Source organism: Hymenobacter sp. 5516J-16 (assembly GCF_022919335.1).
Classification (GTDB): Bacteria; Bacteroidota; Bacteroidia; order Cytophagales; family Hymenobacteraceae; genus Hymenobacter; species Hymenobacter sublimis.
The window spans coordinates 3,631,822-3,651,140 of record NZ_CP095058.1; the positions used below are offsets into that span (position 1 = coordinate 3,631,822).

At 58.6% G+C, this 19,319-nt stretch carries 16 protein-coding genes and 2 pseudogenes; 14 read left to right on the top strand and 4 right to left on the bottom strand.

Annotation, left to right across the window (positions count from 1 at the left end; translation table 11 throughout):
• Positions 1-74: 74 nt before the first annotated feature.
• The 5 genes from MUN84_RS18040 to MUN84_RS18060 all read left to right on the top strand — a co-directional run bounded on the left by MUN84_RS18040 (position 75) and on the right by MUN84_RS18060 (position 5,115).
• On the top strand, positions 75-917 hold the full coding sequence (locus MUN84_RS18040) for a phytoene/squalene synthase family protein (protein ID WP_244695370.1): 843 nt from the start codon (positions 75-77) through the stop codon (positions 915-917).
• Between the two features lie 26 nt (positions 918-943).
• Positions 944-1,525 (top strand): hypothetical protein, encoded by a 582-nt coding sequence (locus MUN84_RS18045; RefSeq protein WP_244695371.1) that lies wholly within the window; start codon positions 944-946, stop codon positions 1,523-1,525.
• Positions 1,526-1,840: 315 nt separating this feature from the next.
• Positions 1,841-3,040, top strand: coding sequence for a carboxypeptidase-like regulatory domain-containing protein (locus MUN84_RS18050; protein ID WP_244695372.1), 1,200 nt, complete (start codon positions 1,841-1,843; stop codon positions 3,038-3,040).
• A gap of 416 nt (positions 3,041-3,456) precedes the next feature.
• Positions 3,457-4,305 carry a 4-hydroxy-3-methylbut-2-enyl diphosphate reductase gene (locus MUN84_RS18055; protein WP_244695373.1) on the top strand — a complete coding sequence of 283 codons (849 nt, stop codon included), beginning with the start codon at positions 3,457-3,459 and terminating at the stop codon, positions 4,303-4,305.
• A 66-nt stretch (positions 4,306-4,371) separates the two neighbouring features.
• Positions 4,372-5,115, top strand: coding sequence for a fatty acid desaturase (locus tag MUN84_RS18060; RefSeq protein ID WP_375374031.1), 744 nt, complete (start codon positions 4,372-4,374; stop codon positions 5,113-5,115).
• A gap of 30 nt (positions 5,116-5,145) precedes the next feature.
• Here MUN84_RS18060 and MUN84_RS18065 read toward each other — a convergent pair whose 3' ends face one another.
• The gene (locus MUN84_RS18065) at positions 5,146-5,883 is read right to left on the bottom strand and encodes a LytR/AlgR family response regulator transcription factor (RefSeq protein ID WP_262920571.1); all 738 of its coding nucleotides are present in this window, start codon (positions 5,881-5,883) and stop codon (positions 5,146-5,148) included.
• A 262-nt stretch (positions 5,884-6,145) separates the two neighbouring features.
• Here MUN84_RS18065 and MUN84_RS18070 point away from each other — a divergent pair, with 262 nt between their 5' ends.
• Entirely contained in the window at positions 6,146-6,718 is a 573-nt protein-coding gene (locus MUN84_RS18070; protein WP_244695375.1) for a hypothetical protein, read from the top strand.
• Positions 6,719-6,853: 135 nt separating this feature from the next.
• Here MUN84_RS18070 and MUN84_RS18075 read toward each other — a convergent pair whose 3' ends face one another.
• The 3 genes from MUN84_RS18075 to MUN84_RS18085 form a co-directional block, all read right to left on the bottom strand.
• Positions 6,854-7,225 carry a heavy-metal-associated domain-containing protein gene (locus MUN84_RS18075; RefSeq protein ID WP_244695376.1) on the bottom strand — a complete coding sequence of 124 codons (372 nt, stop codon included), beginning with the start codon at positions 7,223-7,225 and terminating at the stop codon, positions 6,854-6,856.
• Between the two features lie 164 nt (positions 7,226-7,389).
• Positions 7,390-9,627: a TonB-dependent receptor domain-containing protein gene (locus MUN84_RS18080; RefSeq protein WP_244695377.1), complete on the bottom strand. Its 2,238-nt coding sequence runs from the start codon at positions 9,625-9,627 to the stop codon at positions 7,390-7,392.
• 87 nt (positions 9,628-9,714) lie between these two features.
• Entirely contained in the window at positions 9,715-10,158 is a 444-nt protein-coding gene (locus tag MUN84_RS18085; RefSeq protein WP_244695378.1) for an HYC_CC_PP family protein, read from the bottom strand.
• 306 nt (positions 10,159-10,464) lie between these two features.
• Between MUN84_RS18085 and mraZ the strand changes: the two are divergent.
• From mraZ to murD, 8 genes and pseudogenes are all read left to right on the top strand, one after another.
• Positions 10,465-10,940, top strand: a pseudogene (gene mraZ, locus MUN84_RS18090) (division/cell wall cluster transcriptional repressor MraZ).
• Positions 10,937-11,880, top strand: a pseudogene (rsmH, locus tag MUN84_RS18095) (16S rRNA (cytosine(1402)-N(4))-methyltransferase RsmH). Before mraZ ends, rsmH begins: the two co-directional pseudogenes overlap by 4 nt.
• 30 nt (positions 11,881-11,910) lie before the next feature.
• Positions 11,911-12,657, top strand: a complete 747-nt coding sequence (locus tag MUN84_RS18100; RefSeq protein WP_244695379.1) for an FtsL-like putative cell division protein — start codon at positions 11,911-11,913, stop codon at positions 12,655-12,657.
• A complete protein-coding gene (locus MUN84_RS18105; protein WP_317239001.1) occupies positions 12,641-14,563 on the top strand; it encodes a penicillin-binding protein 2 in 1,923 nt (640 codons plus the stop codon). Before MUN84_RS18100 ends, MUN84_RS18105 begins: the two co-directional genes overlap by 17 nt.
• Positions 14,524-15,018, top strand: coding sequence for a PASTA domain-containing protein (locus tag MUN84_RS24145; RefSeq protein WP_317239002.1), 495 nt, complete (start codon positions 14,524-14,526; stop codon positions 15,016-15,018). The genes MUN84_RS18105 and MUN84_RS24145 overlap by 40 nt, the downstream gene beginning before the upstream one ends.
• A 63-nt stretch (positions 15,019-15,081) precedes the next feature.
• Positions 15,082-16,557: a UDP-N-acetylmuramoyl-L-alanyl-D-glutamate--2,6-diaminopimelate ligase gene (locus MUN84_RS18110; RefSeq protein WP_410780057.1), complete on the top strand. Its 1,476-nt coding sequence runs from the start codon at positions 15,082-15,084 to the stop codon at positions 16,555-16,557.
• A 109-nt stretch (positions 16,558-16,666) separates the two neighbouring features.
• Positions 16,667-17,887: a phospho-N-acetylmuramoyl-pentapeptide-transferase gene (gene mraY, locus MUN84_RS18115; RefSeq protein ID WP_244695380.1), complete on the top strand. Its 1,221-nt coding sequence runs from the start codon at positions 16,667-16,669 to the stop codon at positions 17,885-17,887.
• A 63-nt stretch (positions 17,888-17,950) separates the two neighbouring features.
• On the top strand, positions 17,951-19,291 hold the full coding sequence (gene murD / locus MUN84_RS18120) for a UDP-N-acetylmuramoyl-L-alanine--D-glutamate ligase (protein ID WP_244695381.1): 1,341 nt from the start codon (positions 17,951-17,953) through the stop codon (positions 19,289-19,291).
• The last annotated feature ends 28 nt before the right edge of the window (positions 19,292-19,319 follow it).

Sequence of the window (19,319 nt, forward strand, 5' to 3'; positions counted from 1 at the left end):
ATTCGGCACTTCTCAGTTGTAAATTCTGAACCCGGCTCTTCGTTCCTCATTCTTCATTCCTCATCATCTCTGCGTTGGACCACGTTGCCCTCTTTACCGAAACCAGCCGGGCGTGTAGCAAGCTGATAACCAAGCGCTACAGTACCTCCTTTACGCTGGGCATTCGTACGCTCGACCGGCGGTTTCACTTGCCAGTATACTCCGTGTATGGTTTTGTGCGCTGGGCCGACGAAATCGTGGATACATTTCATGAGCACGATAAAGCGGCGCTGTTTCAGGATTTTAAGCGTCAGACCTATGAGGCTCTAGACCTGCGCATCAGCCTGAACCCGGTGCTGCACGCCTTTCAGGACGTAGTGCACCAGTACGGCATCGACCGAGAATTTATTGAGGCCTTTCTCTATAGCATGGAGATGGACCTAGACGACCGAAGCTACAACCAGTCCTTGTACGAAAAATATATCTACGGCTCGGCGGAGGTAGTAGGGCTGATGTGCTTGCGCATCTTCTGCGAAGGCGACGAGGCCATGTTTGCCCGCTTACGCGAGTCGGCGCGCCGGCTGGGCTCGGCCTTCCAAAAAATTAATTTCCTGCGCGACATTCGCTCCGACTACCAGGAGCGGGGCCGGGTATACTTCCCCGGCGTGCAGTACGAGCGATTCACTGATGACGTGAAACGAACGATTGAAGCTGATATTCGGGCCGATTTTGAGGCTGGCTATGCCGGCATTGTGCAGCTTCCGCGGGCGGCCCGCATGGGCGTGTATCTAGCCTACGTGTACTATCTCAAGCTCTTCCACAAGATCCGGCAGTTGCCGGCTGAACGCATCCTTGGCGAGCGGGTGCGCGTACCAAACAACACCAAGCTGCTGCTGCTGCTCGGTTCTTACTTCCGCTACCAACTGGCGCGGGTGTAGGGGCTGCTCCCGTACCTCCGGATGTTATGAGCAACTTTGCAGCGGCTGGCTATTCTGTTGGGCTACTTACTCTGCGCCGCGTGAAGCTGATTCGATTCCTATTTCTTTCTTTCCTTCTGACCTTCTCCACCCTCGTGTCAACTGAAGCCAACCCGTATTCCGTCGCCCACCTGCGCCGGCAGTACCAGCAAGCCGCTACCAGCAAGGAAGCCGGCGAGAAATTCTACCAGCTCATGGCCGCCTACGACAAGCAGGACGCCGTGGTGCTGGCCTATAAAGCTGCCGCCGAGGCCATTCGAGCCCGCGACGCCTCCATGTTCAACAAGCTGACTTACGTGCAGAACGCCAGTAAGCTGTTCGACCAAGCCGTAAAGCTTGACTCCAACAATGCGGAAATTCGTTTTTTGCGCCTGAGTGTGGAAAGCAACTTGCCCGGTTTTCTGGGGCTGAGCCCCCACGTGGAAGAAGACCGGCAGTTTTTGGTGAGCACTCTGCTGAAACACCCTAGCTCCGGCCTCGATGAGGAATCGTTTGGGCTGGTGCGTAACTTCTTGGTAGATAGGGGCCACGTTTCGGAGGCCGAGGCGCAGAAACTGACGCAATTGTAGCCGCCTACCGACTGGCTAAGCTAGTGTAAAAAGCTTCCGGCAACGGAAGCTTTTTTGTTGGTAACTGGAGCTTGGAGCCAGCGGCTAGGCTTTCACTGGTTGAGTCTTGTGCTGTTTTCGCGTAAAGCCTGCTGCCAACAGTGCTGTTGTAAGGTAGGAGGGAAGAGGCCACGGAAATATCTTTGAGCCAGCCGGGGCCGCAGGCCGCCGCTGTAAATTATGTGTAATAGCACATCAAAAATCCTATTCCAACGTTTCTAGCGCACCTTCGCCACCCAGCGACTCTCCCTTCAGTGAAACTTCCCGCTCAACTTAATGAAACACCCGCTAATTCTGACGCTGGCTCTAACTACGGCCTCCCTCGCCCACGCTCAACAAATCACGCTCAAAGGCCGGGTAGTAGATGAAAAGCGCCAGCCCGTACCGTACGCTAACGTTGGCCAGCTCGGCAATGAGCCCGGAACGGCCACCAACGAAGCCGGCGAGTTTAGTTTGCGCGTAGCCAGCCTACCCCGAAAAATTACCGTTATTAGCCTGGGCTACGCTCCCACTACGGTCGACGCCACGTCCGCCACGGAGCCCCTCCTGATTGTGTTGAAAGCCAGCACCGTAGCCCTGCCCGAAGTGCGGGTTCGTAACCCCGAGCAAGTGGCCACGGAACTGGTGAAACGGGCTTACGCTAAGCTGGTCCGCCACCAGCGCCAGGAACAGTATGGCAAAGCTTTCTACCGCCAAAAGCAAGAGCACAACGGCAAATATTCCGAGTTTCTGGACGCTTTCTACGACGTTCGGTTTACCAACCAGGGGGTAGGTGGCTGGCAGCTAGAGCAGGCCCGCTATGCTACGGCCGCCGAGGAAACCGGCGTGGACATGACCAATTTTTCGGCGGCCGTACGTTTGATTCCGGTGTTTGAACCCAAGCCCAGCCGCCGTACCCTGGCCGTGCCGCTGAGCCCCTTGGCCGACAAGCAGTTCAAGTTTCATCTGCGGGAAGTGCTGCAGGACAAGGGCCAGGAAACTGCCGTTATCGACTTTACTCCGCGGCTAGATCTGAACCAGCCGGCCGCCTTCGGCACCTTGTATGTGGATTTCAAAACGGCGGCCATTCGGCGCCTGGAAAGCAACGTGCCCATCGGCAACCTAATGTCGTTGCAGTTTTCAGAAGGCACTACCCTCACCTCCCAGACCTTCCGGATGGTGACGGAGTTTAGCCCGGTAGCCGATTCTCTGAGCCGCTTGCAGGCCGTGCGCGCCGAGCAGACGATTGTGCTCAGCTACCAGGGCAAGCCCGACAGCACTGAAATCAGCGGTAATCTGTTTTTCTACCAGAACACTACGAAGCCCGCTGCCAAGGGCTACAAGTCGACGGGGGTGAATTACAACGACCTCAAGCAGGCCATGAAGCAGAACTACAACGCCAAGTTCTGGCGCGACCGGGAGATTTTACGCGCTAGCCCGGTAGAGGAAAAAGTAATCCGGGACCTGGAGCAGCGCAAAGCCTTCGGCTCTTTCTAGGGTAGAGAATCTTGTCCGGACGAGGTTGGGGCTAGATTATTAAGCACGTGCTTCGGGGCGGGCAGCCGTAAGGATGGCCGCCCCGAAGTGTAGCCCTAGGTTCCGCAAAACTGCCCGGGACGTTTTCCTCGTAGGTACCTGCCCTCAAGCAGGGCTGCCTGACGCTACCGGCTCTAGCTAGGGGCAGCTATACGTATCTGCTCCTTCAAAAGTGCGGTTTAGCAAGCTCCTCCGTAATACCTGAGCTCTAGGATTAGTGTTCTGAGCAACCAGAGGATTACCAGAGGGTTAACTTTATGCGGGTGGCGCTTGTTATGAATACGCTACACTGAATCAGCGCAAGAAGAAATGATAAACACCTTGTATCTTCTGCCCCCTGTAACCTTCTGGTCACCTCGACAGTTACTCAGTTAGCTATGCCGCACCACCTGAGCGTCCGTATTGACCCCAATTCTGGTTTTTGCTTCGGCGTAATCTATGCCATTCAGATGGCCGAAGACCTGTTGGATGAGCAAGGTTACTTGTATTGCCTCGGCGACATTGTGCACAACGATGAGGAAGTTGAGCGCCTAGAGCAACGGGGCTTGCGCATCATTGACTATCAGCAGTTGGCCCAGTTGCGTAACGAGGCCGTGCTGATTCGGGCGCACGGTGAGCCGCCGAGCACTTATCAGATGGCCATGGAAAACAACCTGACCCTCATCGACGCTTCTTGCCCCGTAGTACTCAAGCTGCAAAACCGCATCAAAACCAGCTACGACCGCCAGGACCGCATCTTCATCTATGGCAAACACGGCCACGCCGAGGTGCGCGGCCTACTGGGACAAACGAGCGGAGAAGCGGTGGTGTTTGAGAACTTGGAGGAGCTGTTACGGCATGAGTTGCCCGCCAACATCACCCTCTATAGCCAGACTACGAAGAGCACAAACTCGTTTTACCGCATCAAGGACGAGCTGGAGCAGCGCGGCTACCAGGTAAACGCCAACGATACCATCTGTCGGCAGGTCAGTAACCGCGACAAAGATTTGCGCCGGTTCGCGGCCCAGTTTGACCAGGTAGTGTTTGTATCGGGTACCAAAAGCTCTAACGGCAAGGTTCTCTACCAGGTATGTAAAGAAACGAACCCCGCCACCCACTTCATTTCCAAGGTAGAAGAATTGTGTCCCTCGTGGTTTCAGCCGGGCCAGTCGGTGGGTATTTGCGGAGCCACCAGTACCCCCATGTGGCAGATGGAGCAGGTGCGGGAGGCGTTGCTGGCGCTGTAAACGGGGCAGCTTTACAGGCTCTCCCGGCGAATACTAGTTGTTGATTGGCTGCTTGCCTAGTTAGTTATGGTTTCTTCTCCCGTGGTACCTCGTGCTGCTTTGCCCGCCCAGCGGGTGCGCCCCACTCCGTTAGGCTATAAAGGAGTAGGCATGGCAGCTCTGATTCTGGTAGCCTGGACCGCATTGCTGACGTATCTGCTGGCTTTCTACCAGCCCAACTGGCGGACGCCGTGGCCCTACCTGCTGGCACTGGGGCAAATGCACCTGTATACTGGCCTCTTTATTACGGCCCACGATGCCATGCACGGGGTAGTTAGCGCTAACAAGCGCCTGAACAATTTCATCGGCACCCTAACAGCGGGGCTTTTTGCCTTTAACTGGTTTCCGGGCATGCTGGCCAAGCACCACGCCCACCACCGGCACGTGGCCACCGAGCACGACCCTGATTTCCACGATGGGCACCACACCAGCTTTCTGCTTTGGTTTGCGCGCTTCGCTTGGAACTACGTGACGTGGGTGCAAGTAGCCCTGATGGCCCTGACCTACAACGTGTTGAAGCTGTTCTTTCCGCAGGCCAATGTTATTGCCTTTTGGATGGTGCCGGCCGTGCTGGCTACTCTGCAACTATTCTACTTCGGCACGTATCTGCCGCACCGTGGGGAACACCAGCCTGATAATCCGCACAAGTCGCGCAGTCAGTTCCGGCACCACGTGTGGGCATTCCTGAGCTGCTACTTTTTCGGGTACCACTACGAACACCACGACCAGCCCTACCTGCCCTGGTGGCGCTTGTGGCAGGCCAAAAGTTAGTGGCGAAGCAAGCCAGCCATTAGGCTAAAATCAATTCTGGCGACGAATAAGGGAGCGGTTTACGATGCGCTCTGTTACCCTTTCCCGGTACGTCTGGCCCAGTGGCAGGGCGTGGCCGCCTACCTTCACCTCCAAGTTGCTCACGGAGTCAATGCGAGCAGCATTAACGAGGTAGGAGCGGTGGGTGCGCACAAACAAGCCCGGGGGCAATTGCTCCTCCAGGTTTTTCAGGTTCACGAGCGTCAGGTGGGTACGGCCGTCAGCGGTATTGATTTTCGTGAAGTCTTTCAGAGCCTCGATGTAGAGCACTTCCCGGTAGTGCAGGCGCACAAATTGAGCGTCGGTGCGAATAAAGAAGGAGCCCCAGCCGGTCAGGGCATCGGCTTGGGCATCGGAACCCAAGGTGTTAACCCGCAGAATGCCAGCTACTTTGTTTACCGCCCGTAGAAAACGGTCCAAGGAAATTGGCTTCAGCAAAAAATCAATAACGTCCAGATTAAAACCCTCCATGGCATACTGGGGGTAGGCCGTCATCAGGACTACCAGCGGGGGCTGCTGCAGGGAGCGTACTAAGTCTAGGCCGCTCAAGTGGGGCATGGTAACGTCGGAAAACAGCACCTGCACCTGATTTTCCATCAGGTACCGGTGTGCATCGAGCGGGTCGGTGAAGGCAGCTTTTACGTCTAGGATGTCGGTCATCACCACGTATGCTTGGAGCAAGTCCAGCACAAGAGGGTCGTCATCTAGAAGTACGCAGGAAATTTTCATACAAATAACTCATTCCGGATGGTAGGGTCAATATAGACAGATAAAATCGAATCGTCTTATAAATTATTGAAAGAAAACAATTTTAGGCGTACGCCTGGGGCTGCTGGTCTACTTGTATCACGAGTTGCTATACTTTAACCCTGTCATAATTAGCGCATTACATACCTTCTTGCGTAAAAAGGAAATACTGCCGCGTTTACGCCTCTATCTGTTCTGGTTCGAGTTCATTGAATGACCGCGCCTATCCGCACCTTCATCGGCTATGAAACCTACCCCTGCATTCGCCTCCTCGGCTGCGCCGCCCGTTGTGCTAGGCGTAGACCTGACCATTGCTCAGCACGAAGGCCTGCGGCGTTCCTTGCGCACCGCGTTTGGCCTGAGCACCCGGGCCATTAATTTGCGAATTGACCCCGGAATGGATTTAATCTTTCTGTGCGAAACTACGCTGCCTGGCACCCTACCGTGCTTGGCCGCGTTAACCCACCCGGGTATCCTGACCGTAACTCTCCGGGAGGCCCGCCTGATGTGGCACCAGCCGCCGGGCCAAGCCATTGGCCGCGGCACCCCAACGCTGGGCGCGCTGGAGAGCGGCAGCTGCTTCCTGACGGCTAACAGCCGGAAGGTGCCAATTGCCACCTTCGGGCCGCGCCAGATTCACTCTGCCCACATTGACATGGAACTGCAAGGGCAGCCGAACTTACTGGAGTTTCTGCGCTCCGACTGGTTTACGCTGGAAATATCCGGCACGAACCGCCGCCGCCTTACCCGGCCCCTCACGTTTCAAGTGAGCCTGCAATTTGAGGTGCGCATGGCGCCGAGCCTCGTTGCTGCCTAATAAGGGGCACGTAGCCGAATAAAAAAGACCAACCGGAAGCGGTTGGTCTTTTTTATTCGGCTACGTGCCTGAAGTATAAGGTAAGGTCTCTGCAGAGTCAAGCCAAGTAGCTTGTACTGCTACCTGTCCACGTCTTTAGTGAGTAGCATTGGTTTTCTTGCAGCAATCCGGCAGTTGGCTGTAAGCGCGGGCGTTGGCTGTTTGGTCGTCGGCGTCGTAGCCGGTTTCCTGTACAGCGGCGCGCAGGGCGGCCGGCGTGGTTTTGTCGGGCCGATAAGTAACCGTGAGCATCTGGCTGGGTACGTCGAGCAGGGCCGCCTGCACCCCTTTCTCGTAGGCCAGGGCCTTTTCCAGGCGTGCTTTGCACATGTCGCAAACGGCCGAGGTCTTCAGCTGCAGGGTTTCGGTAGCGGGGCTTTTGGCTTTGGGCTTGGCGGTTTGGGCAAACGAGGCCACCGAATAAAGCAAGAAGGCAAAAACAAGCAGGAAAGATGAGAACAGCTTCATAAAGGAAAAACAAGAAAAGGGGTAAGGAAAGTGCCGGTGGCACCAATGAAAGAAACGTGCCAGAGTATGCGGCTCAGGCCCGTCAGACCAGAAATTACCTGGGTATTACTTAACCGTGATGCGCAGGCCGGCGTACGTGAGGCGCCCGTAGATAGGCCCCCAGATCATGGCCGCATCAAAATCGGGTCCGAAGGGGCGTAGGCGCCCTGGATGGGGTTGGCTTGGCGGTAATTCGTGAGATTTTCAACCCCGGCGTACACTTCAAACCGCTTGAAAGCGCGGGTTACTTGGGTGTTGAGCAAGGCGTAGCGGGGCGCATAGGGTAGGGTCGATTCGCCGGTGCCGTGGAGGTGGCCGCCGCTGCCCGGAGCATGAGCCAGCGGCCGGCGACCAAAGCCCTGCACCGTGAAATCGGCCCGCCACTTATCGAAAGCTGTGGCATAGCCCAGGTTCAGGAACAGCCGGTGCCGTGGGGTAAGCACCTTGGGTAGCAACTGCCCGTCGTAGGTGGTTTTCACATCCAAGTACTTGTAGGCAGCTTTGGCCTGCAACCCTTTCACGGGCTCTACTTGCACTTCGGCCTGCAAACTGCGCGAGTAGGACCGGCCGCCTACCGCCAGATTCGTGATAATAAGCCGCTCGGGGTTGGTGTAGGGGTCCGCCACTACCTGGTTGTCAAACTCGGTGTGGTAGTAATCAGTGATGAAAGTGGCCGGGCGGCCGAAGGCGTTGAAATACTGCGTGAACGAGCCACCTACGTTCCAGGCCGTTTCGGGCCGCAGCACCGGGCTGATGACAAACTCCCGGGAGCTGACCAACATGCCCACATTTTCAGCAATCGGGTTGGCCGTCCGGAACCCGCGACCCGCCGCCAGGCGTAGCACCGTGTTTTTGGCGGCGTCGTACTTCACATTCAGGCGAGGCGTCAGGTACCACCCGTACAGGTTGTGGCGGTCTAGGCGCAAGCCGCCTACCAACGTGAGGTTGCGGGCATTCTGGTAGGTGTACTCAGCAAAGGCGCCGGGCACCTGCTCCAAGCGGTTGCGGTGCTCCCGGGCGTAGCGCTGGGCCGGCGTTTCGGTAGGGTAGGTGAAGCCGGTTTTGTATACCTCGTGGTAGTCGTCGTGCAGGAAGCTCAGGCCAGCCCGGTAGGTGTGGGCCGTGGTGCCCAGAATGCTCTGGAACAGTAACGTAGCCAGGCCCGTGCGCTGGGTGCCGTCGTAAGTGCGCAGGCCGTAGCGGGAGGTGAAGTCGTGGTTGGTGCCGCTAAGCAAGAGCCCCAAGCTTTGGTAGGGCCGGCCGGGCCAGGTGTAGCTGGTTTTGGCGTAGCCGGTGGAGCGGTTGGTTTCCTGGGTAGTGCCGTAGAAACCCGCGGGGCTTTCCGGGCGGTAACCCATCTGCCCGCCCTGGCGGGTTTCGCGCAGGGCACCCAGGCCTACCTCCGTCACCAAGCCCTTACCCGAGAGGTACTTCCACTTGTTGAACACGTTGTACTGGGTAGCCAGCGGCAGGTCCAGAAAGCCGTCCTGGTTGCGGTCCACGCGCTGGCCCAGATGGTCGGTGTGCAGCAGCAGGGCCGTGCTGATCTTCTTGCCGATCGGGGTAGCTAGGTTCAGGTTCAGGTCGAACTTGCCCAAGTCGTTGGCGTAGGCATTAAACAGCAAACGCTCGGCCTTATCGGGCTCCTTGAGGCGCACGTTTACCTGGCCCGAAATGCTTTCGTAGCCATTTACCACCGAGCCCATGCCCTTGATGATGTCAATGCTCTCAATCCAGGGGCCGGCCAGGTAGCCCAGGCGGTAGGGCGAAGCCAGGCCGCGCAGGGCCGGTAGGTTGTCGATGGTAAGCAGGGAGTAGGCCCCATCCAGGCCCAGCAGCTGAATTTGCTTGGCCCCCGACACAGCATCCGTAGTAGAGACCTCCACGGAAGCGTTGGTTTCAAAGCTTTCGGCCAGGTTGCAGCAGGCCGATTTGGTTAGGTCGCGGCTGGTGATAACCTGGGTGTTGGTGGGCGTGAGGCCGGAGTAGGAGGGGGCTCGGCCTTCCACGGTCACCTCACCCAACTCCGCCGAGCGGCGCAGCGGAATCCGGAGGTAGCTGGTGCCGCCGGCCTGTACGGTGTCGGCCTGGTAGCCCAGAAAGTTGATAATGAGCCGAGCATCAGAGCCGGCGGGGCGCACCAGGGAAAAAGTGCCTTGGGCAGTGGTAGTAGCCGCCTCGGTAGGGGCGCTAAGCCAGCGGACTACCGCGCCGGGAACGGGCGAGTTCGTAGTGCCATCGAGCACCTGCCCGCGTACGGGGGCAGTAGAAGCATCGGGAGTTTGGGCCGTAGCAGGTAGGGTGCTACCCAGCACGAAGCTGGCTGCCGTCAGCAGACGGGCCGGACCGGTTAAGGAGTTCATATCGTCAGTAAATTAAGGTTTCTCTTCCGTGACCCTAGCCGCCGGTACACGGGCGGTAGGAAATGCGGGACTAACTAAGAGAAGCCTTTAGACGATCAGAACGCCCACGAAAGTAAGCAAGGTACGGCCAGCCCGGGGCGGGGGCGATGAATCCGTAGCGTGCCAGCGAGCAGCTACCTGGCACAACGGCGCGGTTGGTGCAACGGGCCACACGGTGGCAGCGGGCCACGCCGGTGCCAAAGCTGGCGGCAACACTTTCACCCAGGCCAACTCCGCGGAGGGCGTGTCCAGCTTGTGAAAATGGGCGCCGAATTCGCAGCACGATTTGGAAAGCCGGGCCTTGGCAGCGTGTTGCTGGGTAGCGGGTTTAGGAGCTGGACACGTGTGCTGGGCCGGACTGAAAATGACGCTGGCCGTGCGGCTTCCGCTTTGCCGACAGGTGTGCTGCTGCACCGTCAGGCCCACCGAGGTAGTGAGGACGAGCAAGGCCAGCCAAGTGCTGAAGAGCCGATGAAGCAGCGGGCGTTTCATATCGACCACAAAGATACGGCTTTCGGGCCAGCGAAACACATGCAGGATACGGCCCGGTAAGTACAGAATTCCACCGCCAGATAATGAAACTACGCCGCCTCATCACCTCCGTATTTGTTAGAAATTCATGTCTGCCATTATGGCAAAGCTGGAATTACTACGCCACTGGAGTTCCGTAAAAGCCTTCAAATAGCTCAAAAAGGCGCTTTTCTGAAGTGGTAGAAAATGGTAAATCGTGGTGACCTTTTCCAGCGGGTTCCGTACTTTTGCTATATCCCGTTCCCATGCCCACTTCAACCACGCACCATGACCCTGCTGCTCTCCGGCGAATACGAGTGCAAGCTCGACCCCAAAGGTCGGCTGGTGCTGCCGGCGAAGGTGAAGGCCAACCTGCCGGAAGCCTCGGGTAACCAGTTGGTGCTGGTCCGCGGCTTCGAGCCCTGCCTGGTGCTTTACCCGCGGGCCGCCTGGCGCGTAATTCACGAGAAGGTCATGGCCCTAGACGAGTTCAACGAGGAATACCGGCAGTTTCAGCGTAACTTCTTCCGGGCATGACGGAGGTAGAGTTGGACTCGATTGGGCGCTTTATGCTACCCCGCACCATGCTGCGCTACTCGGGCATTGAGAAGGAAGCCATCATCGTAGGCCTGGGTAACCGCTGCGAAATTTGGGACCCGGAGCGCTACGAGGATTTCCTCATCAAAGACCAGCAGAGCTTTTCGAAGCTGGCTCAGAAATTTTTGACCACCGAAACCGGCCCCGGCGGCCCCCTGGCCGCATGAGCAACGCCTTGAACGACTACGACAACGATACCGCCTACCACCGCCCCGTGATGCTGCGCGAGTGCCTCGAAGGCCTTGATCTGCAGCCCACGGGCCGCTACGTGGACGTCACGTTTGGCGGAGGCGGCCACTCGGCCCGCATTCTGGAGCACCTCACGGGTACCGGCCACCTCTACAGTTTCGACCAGGACGCCGACGCCGAGCGGGAGGCTCAGAAGCTGGCGCGACCCCAGTTCACCTTCATTCGCAGTAATTTCCGCCACTTGTTTCGGGAGCTGCAGCGCCACGGCGCCCTGCCCGTGGATGGCCTACTGGCCGATTTAGGCGTGTCATCCCACCAGTTTGATACCCCGGAGCGAGGCTTTAGCACCCGCTTCGACGGCCCCTGGACATGCGCATGAATCCCGACGGCGACGATGCCTCGGCCGCCGATATTATCAACGAGTACTCCGAGGCCGATTTGCACCGCATTTTCGGGATGTACGGGGAGGTAACGAATGCCCGCACCCTGGCGGCTACGGTGGTAGCGGCCCGGCGTGGGCAGAGCATCAGCACCATTGCGGGCCTGAAAAAAGCCATTGCGCCCTGCACGCCCCGGGGCAAGGAAAACAAGTACCTGGCCCAGGTTTTCCAGGCCCTGCGTATCGAGGCCAACGATGAAATGACGGCTTTGCAGGAAATGCTGGAACAAACGGCACAAGTATTGCGCCCCGGCGGTCGCTTGGTAGTGATGAGCTACCACTCCTTGGAAGACCGGCTGGTGAAGAACTTCATTGCCAAGGGTAAATTCTTCGGCGAAGTGGAAAAGGATTTGTTTGGCCGCACCAACGTGCCCTTCGAGGCCCTGACCCGCAAGCCCGTGGAAGCCTCCGCGGAGGAAATAGCCCTGAACAGCCGGGCCCGAAGCGCCAAGCTCCGCATTGCCATTCGCAAAGAATAGAACCGCACGCTACCCCAACCAGTACCACTCGTGGCCGTCAATACCGTAAAATCTGCCCCCACACCCCGCGTGAATGCTCCGCGGCAGGTAGCGCCCATAGCGCCGGAGCCGGTGCGCCCTCCCGAACCGGAACCGACGCCTGCGCCCGTACGCCCCACCAAGGCCCCGCGGGAGCCCAAGGAGCCGCGCCTCACCACGCCCAAGCGCAGCACTTGGAGCGTATTCTCGCTGCTGGAGCGAGCCACGCCGGTTGATGGGTTGTTTCGGGAAGGGTTGCCGGTGCGTTTCCTACCTCACCTGCTGTTCGTAATGTTCCTGACGCTGGTGTACATCGGTAACACGCACTATGCCACCCGCATGAACCGCAGCATTCAGAAGCTGAAAGTAGAAACGGAAGATTTGCGGGCCGACTACACCACCTTAAAATCGGATTATATGGAGGCCAGCAAGCAGAGCGAGGTAGCCCGCAAGGTAGCCGCCTATGGTCTGGTTGAAAGCTCCTCGCCGCCCTTCCGCATCAGTGTGCCCGCCGGCCGCCTCGACGAGGCCGAACTGGACATGCTGCCCATTCTGACCGCCGACTCCGTGGCCGCCATGACGGCCCGAGCCAAGGCCGACTCCCTGCGCCGGGCCGGCGGCCCCTCCCTCGGCGACTCGGTGGAGGTTGGCGCTCCGCCCGTTCCCATCGGTACTGATATTAACGGGGAGCCGGCTACGGCTGACCCCGCATCTTCCAATCGTTCAGCCCCCGCCCGCCGCAATGAAAGGAAACGTTAAAAAAAGCATTGTTACCCGCGTTCGGCTAGCCTTTCTGGGCGTGTGCCTGTTCTCCTGCGCCATTATCTGGCGCGTGACCCACGTGCAGTTTACGGAAGGCGCCAAGTGGAGCGCCCTGGAGCAGGAGCGCCGCATCGTGTACCAGCCTGTATTCGCCACCCGTGGCAACATCTACTCCGACAACGAAAGCATTATGGCTACCTCGCTGCCCTTCTACCGGGTAGCCTGGGACCCGAGCGTGGTCGACAAGGAGCTGTTCAAGGCGAAGGTAGATTCGCTGGCGCTGTTGCTGTCCCGCTTTTTCGGCGACCGGACGCCTGGGGAATATGCCCGCAAGCTGCGCGATGCTAAGAATGCCCGGCCATCGGTGCGCTACCTGCGGCTAAATTCCCGGCAAATCAACTTTCAGGAGAAGAAGGAGCTGACCAACTGGCCCATCTTTCGGGAAGGCAAAAACAAGGGCGGTGCCATCTTCGAGAAGGTGGATAAGCGGTTCCGGCCCTTTGGTGGGCTGGCCCAGCGCACCATTGGCTTCGTGAACGAAGACAAAAACGGCGCGGGCCTGGAGTTCACCTTCAACCGTCACCTGGCCGGTAAAGATGGCGAGGCCCTATTTGAGCGCCTACCCGGCGGCAACAAGCCCATCTACGACGGTACCGAGGTCAAGCCCCAGCCCGGCTACGACGTAAAGACTACCCTGGATATCAACCTCCAGGACGTGGCCGAAAATGCCCTGTACAAGTCCCTGGTAGAAAACAACGCCCAGTACGGCACCGTCATTCTAATGGAGGTGAAGACCGGCGAAATCAAGGCCGTAGCCAACCTGGGCAAGGTAGACGAGGGTGTGTACCGCGAGGATTACAACTACGCTATTGCCGACCAGGGCCGTACCGAGCCGGGCTCTACCTTCAAGCTGGCCTCTATGATGGCCGCCTTCGAGGAAGACCCCGACCTGCAGCTAACCGACACCATTAATACCGGCAACACGGGCTCCAAGAAGATAGGCGGGGCCGTCAAAACCGATTCCCACCCCTACGGCCGCATTACGATTCAGCAGGTATTTGAGAAGTCCTCGAATATTGGAGTAGCCATCCTGGCCGACCGAGTGTTCAACAAAAACCCGGAGAAGTATACCGACTACCTCAAGCGCTTCGGGCTAGACAAGCCCTTGGGCTTCCAGATGGCCGGCGAGGCGCGCCCCTATATTAAGGACCCGCGCGACCGGAGCTGGAGCCGCACCTCGCTCACTACCATGAGCATCGGCTACGAGCTGAAGCTAGCCCCGCTGCAAACGCTAGCCTTTTATAACGCCGTGGCCAACGGCGGCGTGAAGGTGCAGCCCATGATTGTCAAGGAAATCAAGCAGGCCGATAAGGTATTGGAGCGGTTTGAAACCCAGGTGCTCAACCCCAAAATCTGCTCAGATGAAACTCTGCAGAAAGTACGGGCCATGATGGAAGGGGTAGTGGAGCACGGCACCGCCCGCGGCATCCGCACCAACGACTACCTCATTGCGGGCAAAACCGGCACGGCCTGGAAGTTCAAGAACGGTGCCTATACCCGCACGTACTCCACGAGCTTCTGCGGCTACTTCCCCGCCGATAATCCCAAATACAGCTGCATCGTAGTGGTCGATTCGCCCAAGAACGGCCGCATCTATGGTGCCGATGTAGCAGCTCCGGTGTTCCGAGAGCTGGCTGACAAGGCCATGGCCCGCGACGTAGCCAGCCAGCGTCCCTTGCTGGCCCGGGCCCCGGTGCGCCGCTCGCGGGTGCCAGAAGTGCAGGCGGGCATGCAGGATGAGTTGTCGATGGTATTTTCTAAGCTGGGCGTCACTCACAACGGGGCACCGGCGCCGAGGACTGGGTGCGCACCGCGCCCGCTGATGCCGAAGGGGAAAGTCTGAGCCTGAAACCCATGGCCGTGCGTCCCGGCCGAGTACCTAACGTGCAGGGCCTCACCCTGCGTGATGCCCTGTTCCTACTCGAAAACCGTGGCCTACGGGTACGGGCCCTGGGCACGGGTAGGGTGAAAACGCAGTCGGTGGCGGCGGGCACGGCGGCGCGGCGCGGTACTACCGTGGTGCTGCAGCTGGAGCCCATCGGCGGGCGGTTGGCGCCGCCCGTGCCGGCTGCTCCGCCCACCCCCGGCCTGGCTACCCTGGCCGATGGTCGGGTGCCGAAAGTAGAGGCTACGGGCAGCACCAGCCGCAACGGCGGTAAGGTCGCCCGCCCGACCCCGGCCACTACCCCTGCCAAGTCAGCGCAAGCCAAGCCTTCTCGAGAAACTGCCAGCAGCAAAACTACTGCGCCGCAAGGCCCTGCCGCCGCAGGCAAGGCCAAGCCTAAAGCAAAAGTCTAGGCTGTGGCCACCATCATTCAGGAGCCCTAACCTGAGGTGCAAGCCTCTTACCGCCCCCATAAGTTGAATACCGAACTCGCCCTTTCTGCTCTTCTGACCGCCGTTACCGTCCGGGCCCAGCATGGTCCCGCGGACGTAGCCGTTAATAGCCTAACGCTGGACTCGCGCCAGGCTGGGCCAGGCGCCGTGTTCTTTGCCCTGCGCGGCACTGCCACCGATGGGCATCAGTTTGTGCCGAAAGCAGTGGAGCAAGGCGTAACGGTAGTAGTAGTTGAGGACCTGCCCGCCGAGCTGAACCCCGGAACCACCTACGTGCAGGTGCCGGACAGTGCGGAAGCCATGGCCCGCATGGCCGCCGAGTTTTACGGTCACCCTTCGCGCCAGCTGCAATTGGTGGGCATTACCGGCACCAACGGCAAAACCACCTGCGCTACCATGCTGCACAAGCTCTTCCGGGAGCTGGGCTACCACTGTGGCCTGCTGAGCACGGTGCAAAATCAAATTGACGAGCAGGTTATTCCGGCCACTCACACCACACCCGACGCCATCCGGCTGAACGAGTTGCTGGCCCGTATGCTGAAGGCTGGCTGCACCCACGTCTTCATGGAAGTCAGCTCTCACTCGGTGGTGCAGCACCGCATTACGGGCCTGCACTTTGCCGGGGGCGTGTTCACCAACCTCACCCACGACCACCTCGACTACCACGGTACCTTCGACGCCTACTTAAAAGCTAAAAAGGGCTTTTTCGATATGCTGCCCAAGTCGGCCTTTGCCCTTACCAACCAGGACGACAAGCGCGGCCCGGTGATGTTACAGAACGTAGTCGGGCGGCGAGAAACCTACTCCTTGCGCAACGCCGCTACCTTCCGGGGCCGCCTGATCGAAAACGCCGTGCACGGTTTGCACCTGGAAGTAGACGGTAGGGAAGTGCAGTTCCGGCTGATCGGCGTGTTCAATGCCTACAACCTGCTGGCTATTTACGGTACGGCTGTATTACTTGGTGAGGAGCCTACCGAGGTGCTGACGGTGCTGTCGGGCTTGACCTCGGCGCCGGGGCGGTTTGAGCCGGTGGTATCGGAGCGGGTGCGCATTACCGGCATCGTGGACTACGCTCACACGCCCGACGCGCTGGAAAACGTACTGCAAACCATTGCCGACATTCGCCAGCCCAGCCAGCAGGTGATTACAGTAGTAGGCTGCGGGGGCAACCGCGACGGAGCCAAGCGCCCCGTTATGGCCCGCTTGGCCGCTCAACTTTCCAACCGGGCCGTGCTGACCTCCGATAACCCCCGTTTCGAGGACCCCAACGATATCCTGAGCCAAATGCAGGCCGGCGTGCCCACCGAGGATCAGGGAAAAGTCCTGACCATTGCCGACCGCCGGGAAGCCATTAAAACAGCCGTAGCCCTGGCCCAGCCCGGTGACATTGTGCTGGTAGCCGGCAAAGGCCACGAAACCTACCAGGAAATCAAGGGCGTGAAAACCGACTTCGATGATAAGCGGGTACTCACCGACATGTTTAGCCTGCTGGGTAAATAGCGCTGAATAATCCAAAATCTGCACAAACGCAACGTTTGACCCCAATCCAAAAAACTGAACCTTTGCAGCTTGGACTACCTCTGAACCCCAACTGCTGACCCCCGCGCCCATGCTGTATTACTTCTTCAACTACCTCTACAAAGTGCATCACCTGCCGGGCACGGGTGTTTTCCAGTACATTTCGTTCCGGGCGGCGCTGGCGGTAGTAACCTCCCTGATTATTGCGCAATTCTTCGGGGCCCCACTAATCCGGGCCTTGCAGCGGCGGCAAATTGGGGAAACAGTGCGCGACCTGGGCCTGCAGGGACAGATCGAGAAGAAAGGGACGCCTACCATGGGCGGCCTGATTATTCTGCTGGCTATTCTGGTGCCAGTGCTGCTGTTTGCCAAACTCGATAATATCTACATCGTGCTCATGCTGCTGAGCACCGTGTGGCTGGGCCTCATCGGCTTCGTGGATGACTACATTAAAGTAGTTAAGAAGGACAAGGAAGGCCTAGCTGGCCGCTTCAAGGTGCTAGGCCAGGTAGGCCTCGGCATTACGGTGGGCTGGGTGCTGTTCTTCTCCAACGACGTGACCGTGCGCCAGTACGCCCTGCCCAACGGGGCCTTTTCGGCTGTGGACGCCAGCACCGTGTACCAGGATGTGAAGCTGATGATTACCACGGTGCCCTTCCTGAAAAACAACGAGCTCAACTACGGTGACCTGTTTGCCACCGCCGGCGACTTTTTCAACGAGTACTACGCCTTCTTCTACATCCCCATTGTCATCCTGATTATCACGGCCGTCAGCAACGGGGCCAACATCACCGACGGCCTCGATGGGCTGGCGGCCGGCACCTCGGCCATCATTGGCATCACGCTGGCTATCTTCTGCTTTGTGAGCGGTAACGCCCTGTTGGCTGATTATCTGGATGTAATGTTCATCCCGAACTCGGGGGAGCTGGTAATTTTCTGCACCGCTTTCGTGGGGGCCTGCGTGGGCTTCTTGTGGTACAACTCCTACCCGGCTCAGGTATTCATGGGCGACACCGGCTCGCTGGCCATTGGCGGCATCATTGCCGTGCTGGCCATCATCGTGCGTAAGGAACTGCTAATTCCGGTGTTATGTGGCGTGTTTCTAATTGAAAATCTTTCGGTTATGGTGCAGGTGAGCTATTTTAAGTACACCAAGCGCAAATACGGCGAAGGCCGCCGGCTGCTGCGCATGTCGCCCCTGCACCACCACTACCAGAAGCTAGGCTACCACGAATCCAAAATTGTGTCGCGCTTCTGGATTGTGAGCATCATGCTGGCCGTCTTGACGCTGGTTACCCTGAAGCTGCGCTAAGCCGCCTGCCTTCTGTGCCGCTACTTCCTACCCCATCCTTCACCCCATAACCTGACCCATACCATGCACTATGTTATTCTCGGCGCTGCGGAAAGTGGGGTAGGGGCTGCGCTGCTGGCTCAAGCCAAAGGCCACACCGTATTTGTGTCGGATCGAGGTGCCATTCAGCCGCGCTACCAGCAGAAGCTAAGCCAGGCCGGTATTCCGTTCGAAGAAAATCAGCACACGCTAGAGCAGGTCTTGAAAGCTGATGAGGTGGTGAAAAGCCCCGGCATCCCTGAAAAAGCCCCCGTTATTCAGGCGTTGCGCGCCCAAGGCACGCCCATCATTTCGGAAATCGAGCTGGCTGGGCGCTACACGCAGGCTAAATGCATTTGCATTACTGGCACCAACGGCAAGACGACGACCACCCTGCTAACCTATCATTTGCTTAAGGAAGCGGGCCTGAATGTGGGGCTGGCGGGCAACGTGGGCTACTCCCTGGCCGAGCAGGTAATGGACGATGCCCACGACTACTACGTGGTAGAGCTCAGCTCCTTTCAGCTCGATGATACCTACGAGTTTCAGCCTTGGGTTTCGGTGCTGCTCAATATTACCCCCGACCACCTCGACCGGTACGGTTACTCCCTGGAAAGCTACGCCCAAGCCAAGCTGCGCATCACCCAAAGCCAGGACAGTGAGCAGTACTTTATCTATAACGCCGACGACGAGAATATTCAGCGCTACTTCCCGGCGGCGCTTCGTCCCGTTATTCAGTTGCCCTTCAGCCTGCACCGCCGCCCCGATTTTCAACTGGCTGGCTACTACACCCGCGAAGACTGCCTCTGCACAAACCTGGTACCCGGCATGGGCTTGGATGGGGAAGAAGTAAGCGTGGCCAGCTCACCCCTGATTGGGCAGCATAACCGCCAGAACATGCTAGCCGCCGTGCTCTGCGCCCGTATTGCCGGGCTAACGGCGGAGCAGATTGAAGCTGGCCTGGGAACGTTCCGGAATGCCGACCACCGCCTGCAGCCCGTGGGCGAAATAGGTGGTGTCAAGTTCATCAACGACAGCAAGGCCACCAACGTCGAAGCCGCCTGGTACGCCCTCGACGGCATCCGGCAGCCCATCATCTGGATTGCCGGTGGTACCGACAAAGGCAACGATTACTCCAGCTTAATTCCGCTGGCTGCTTCCCGCGTGAAAGCCCTGGTGTGCTTAGGAGTTAATAATGAAAAGTTGAAAACCAGCTTCGGCGAAGTAGTGCCACACGTGGAAGAAACGCAGAGCGTCGTCACGGCGGTCCGGCGGGCTGCCGCGCTGGCTGCTCCTGGCGACGTGGTGCTACTGTCCCCGGCCTGTGCCTCCTTCGACCTGTTCCGCAACTATGAGGACCGGGGCGGCAGTTCGCGGCGGCCGTAAGCGAGCTGCAACACGCGCAATCTGCCCC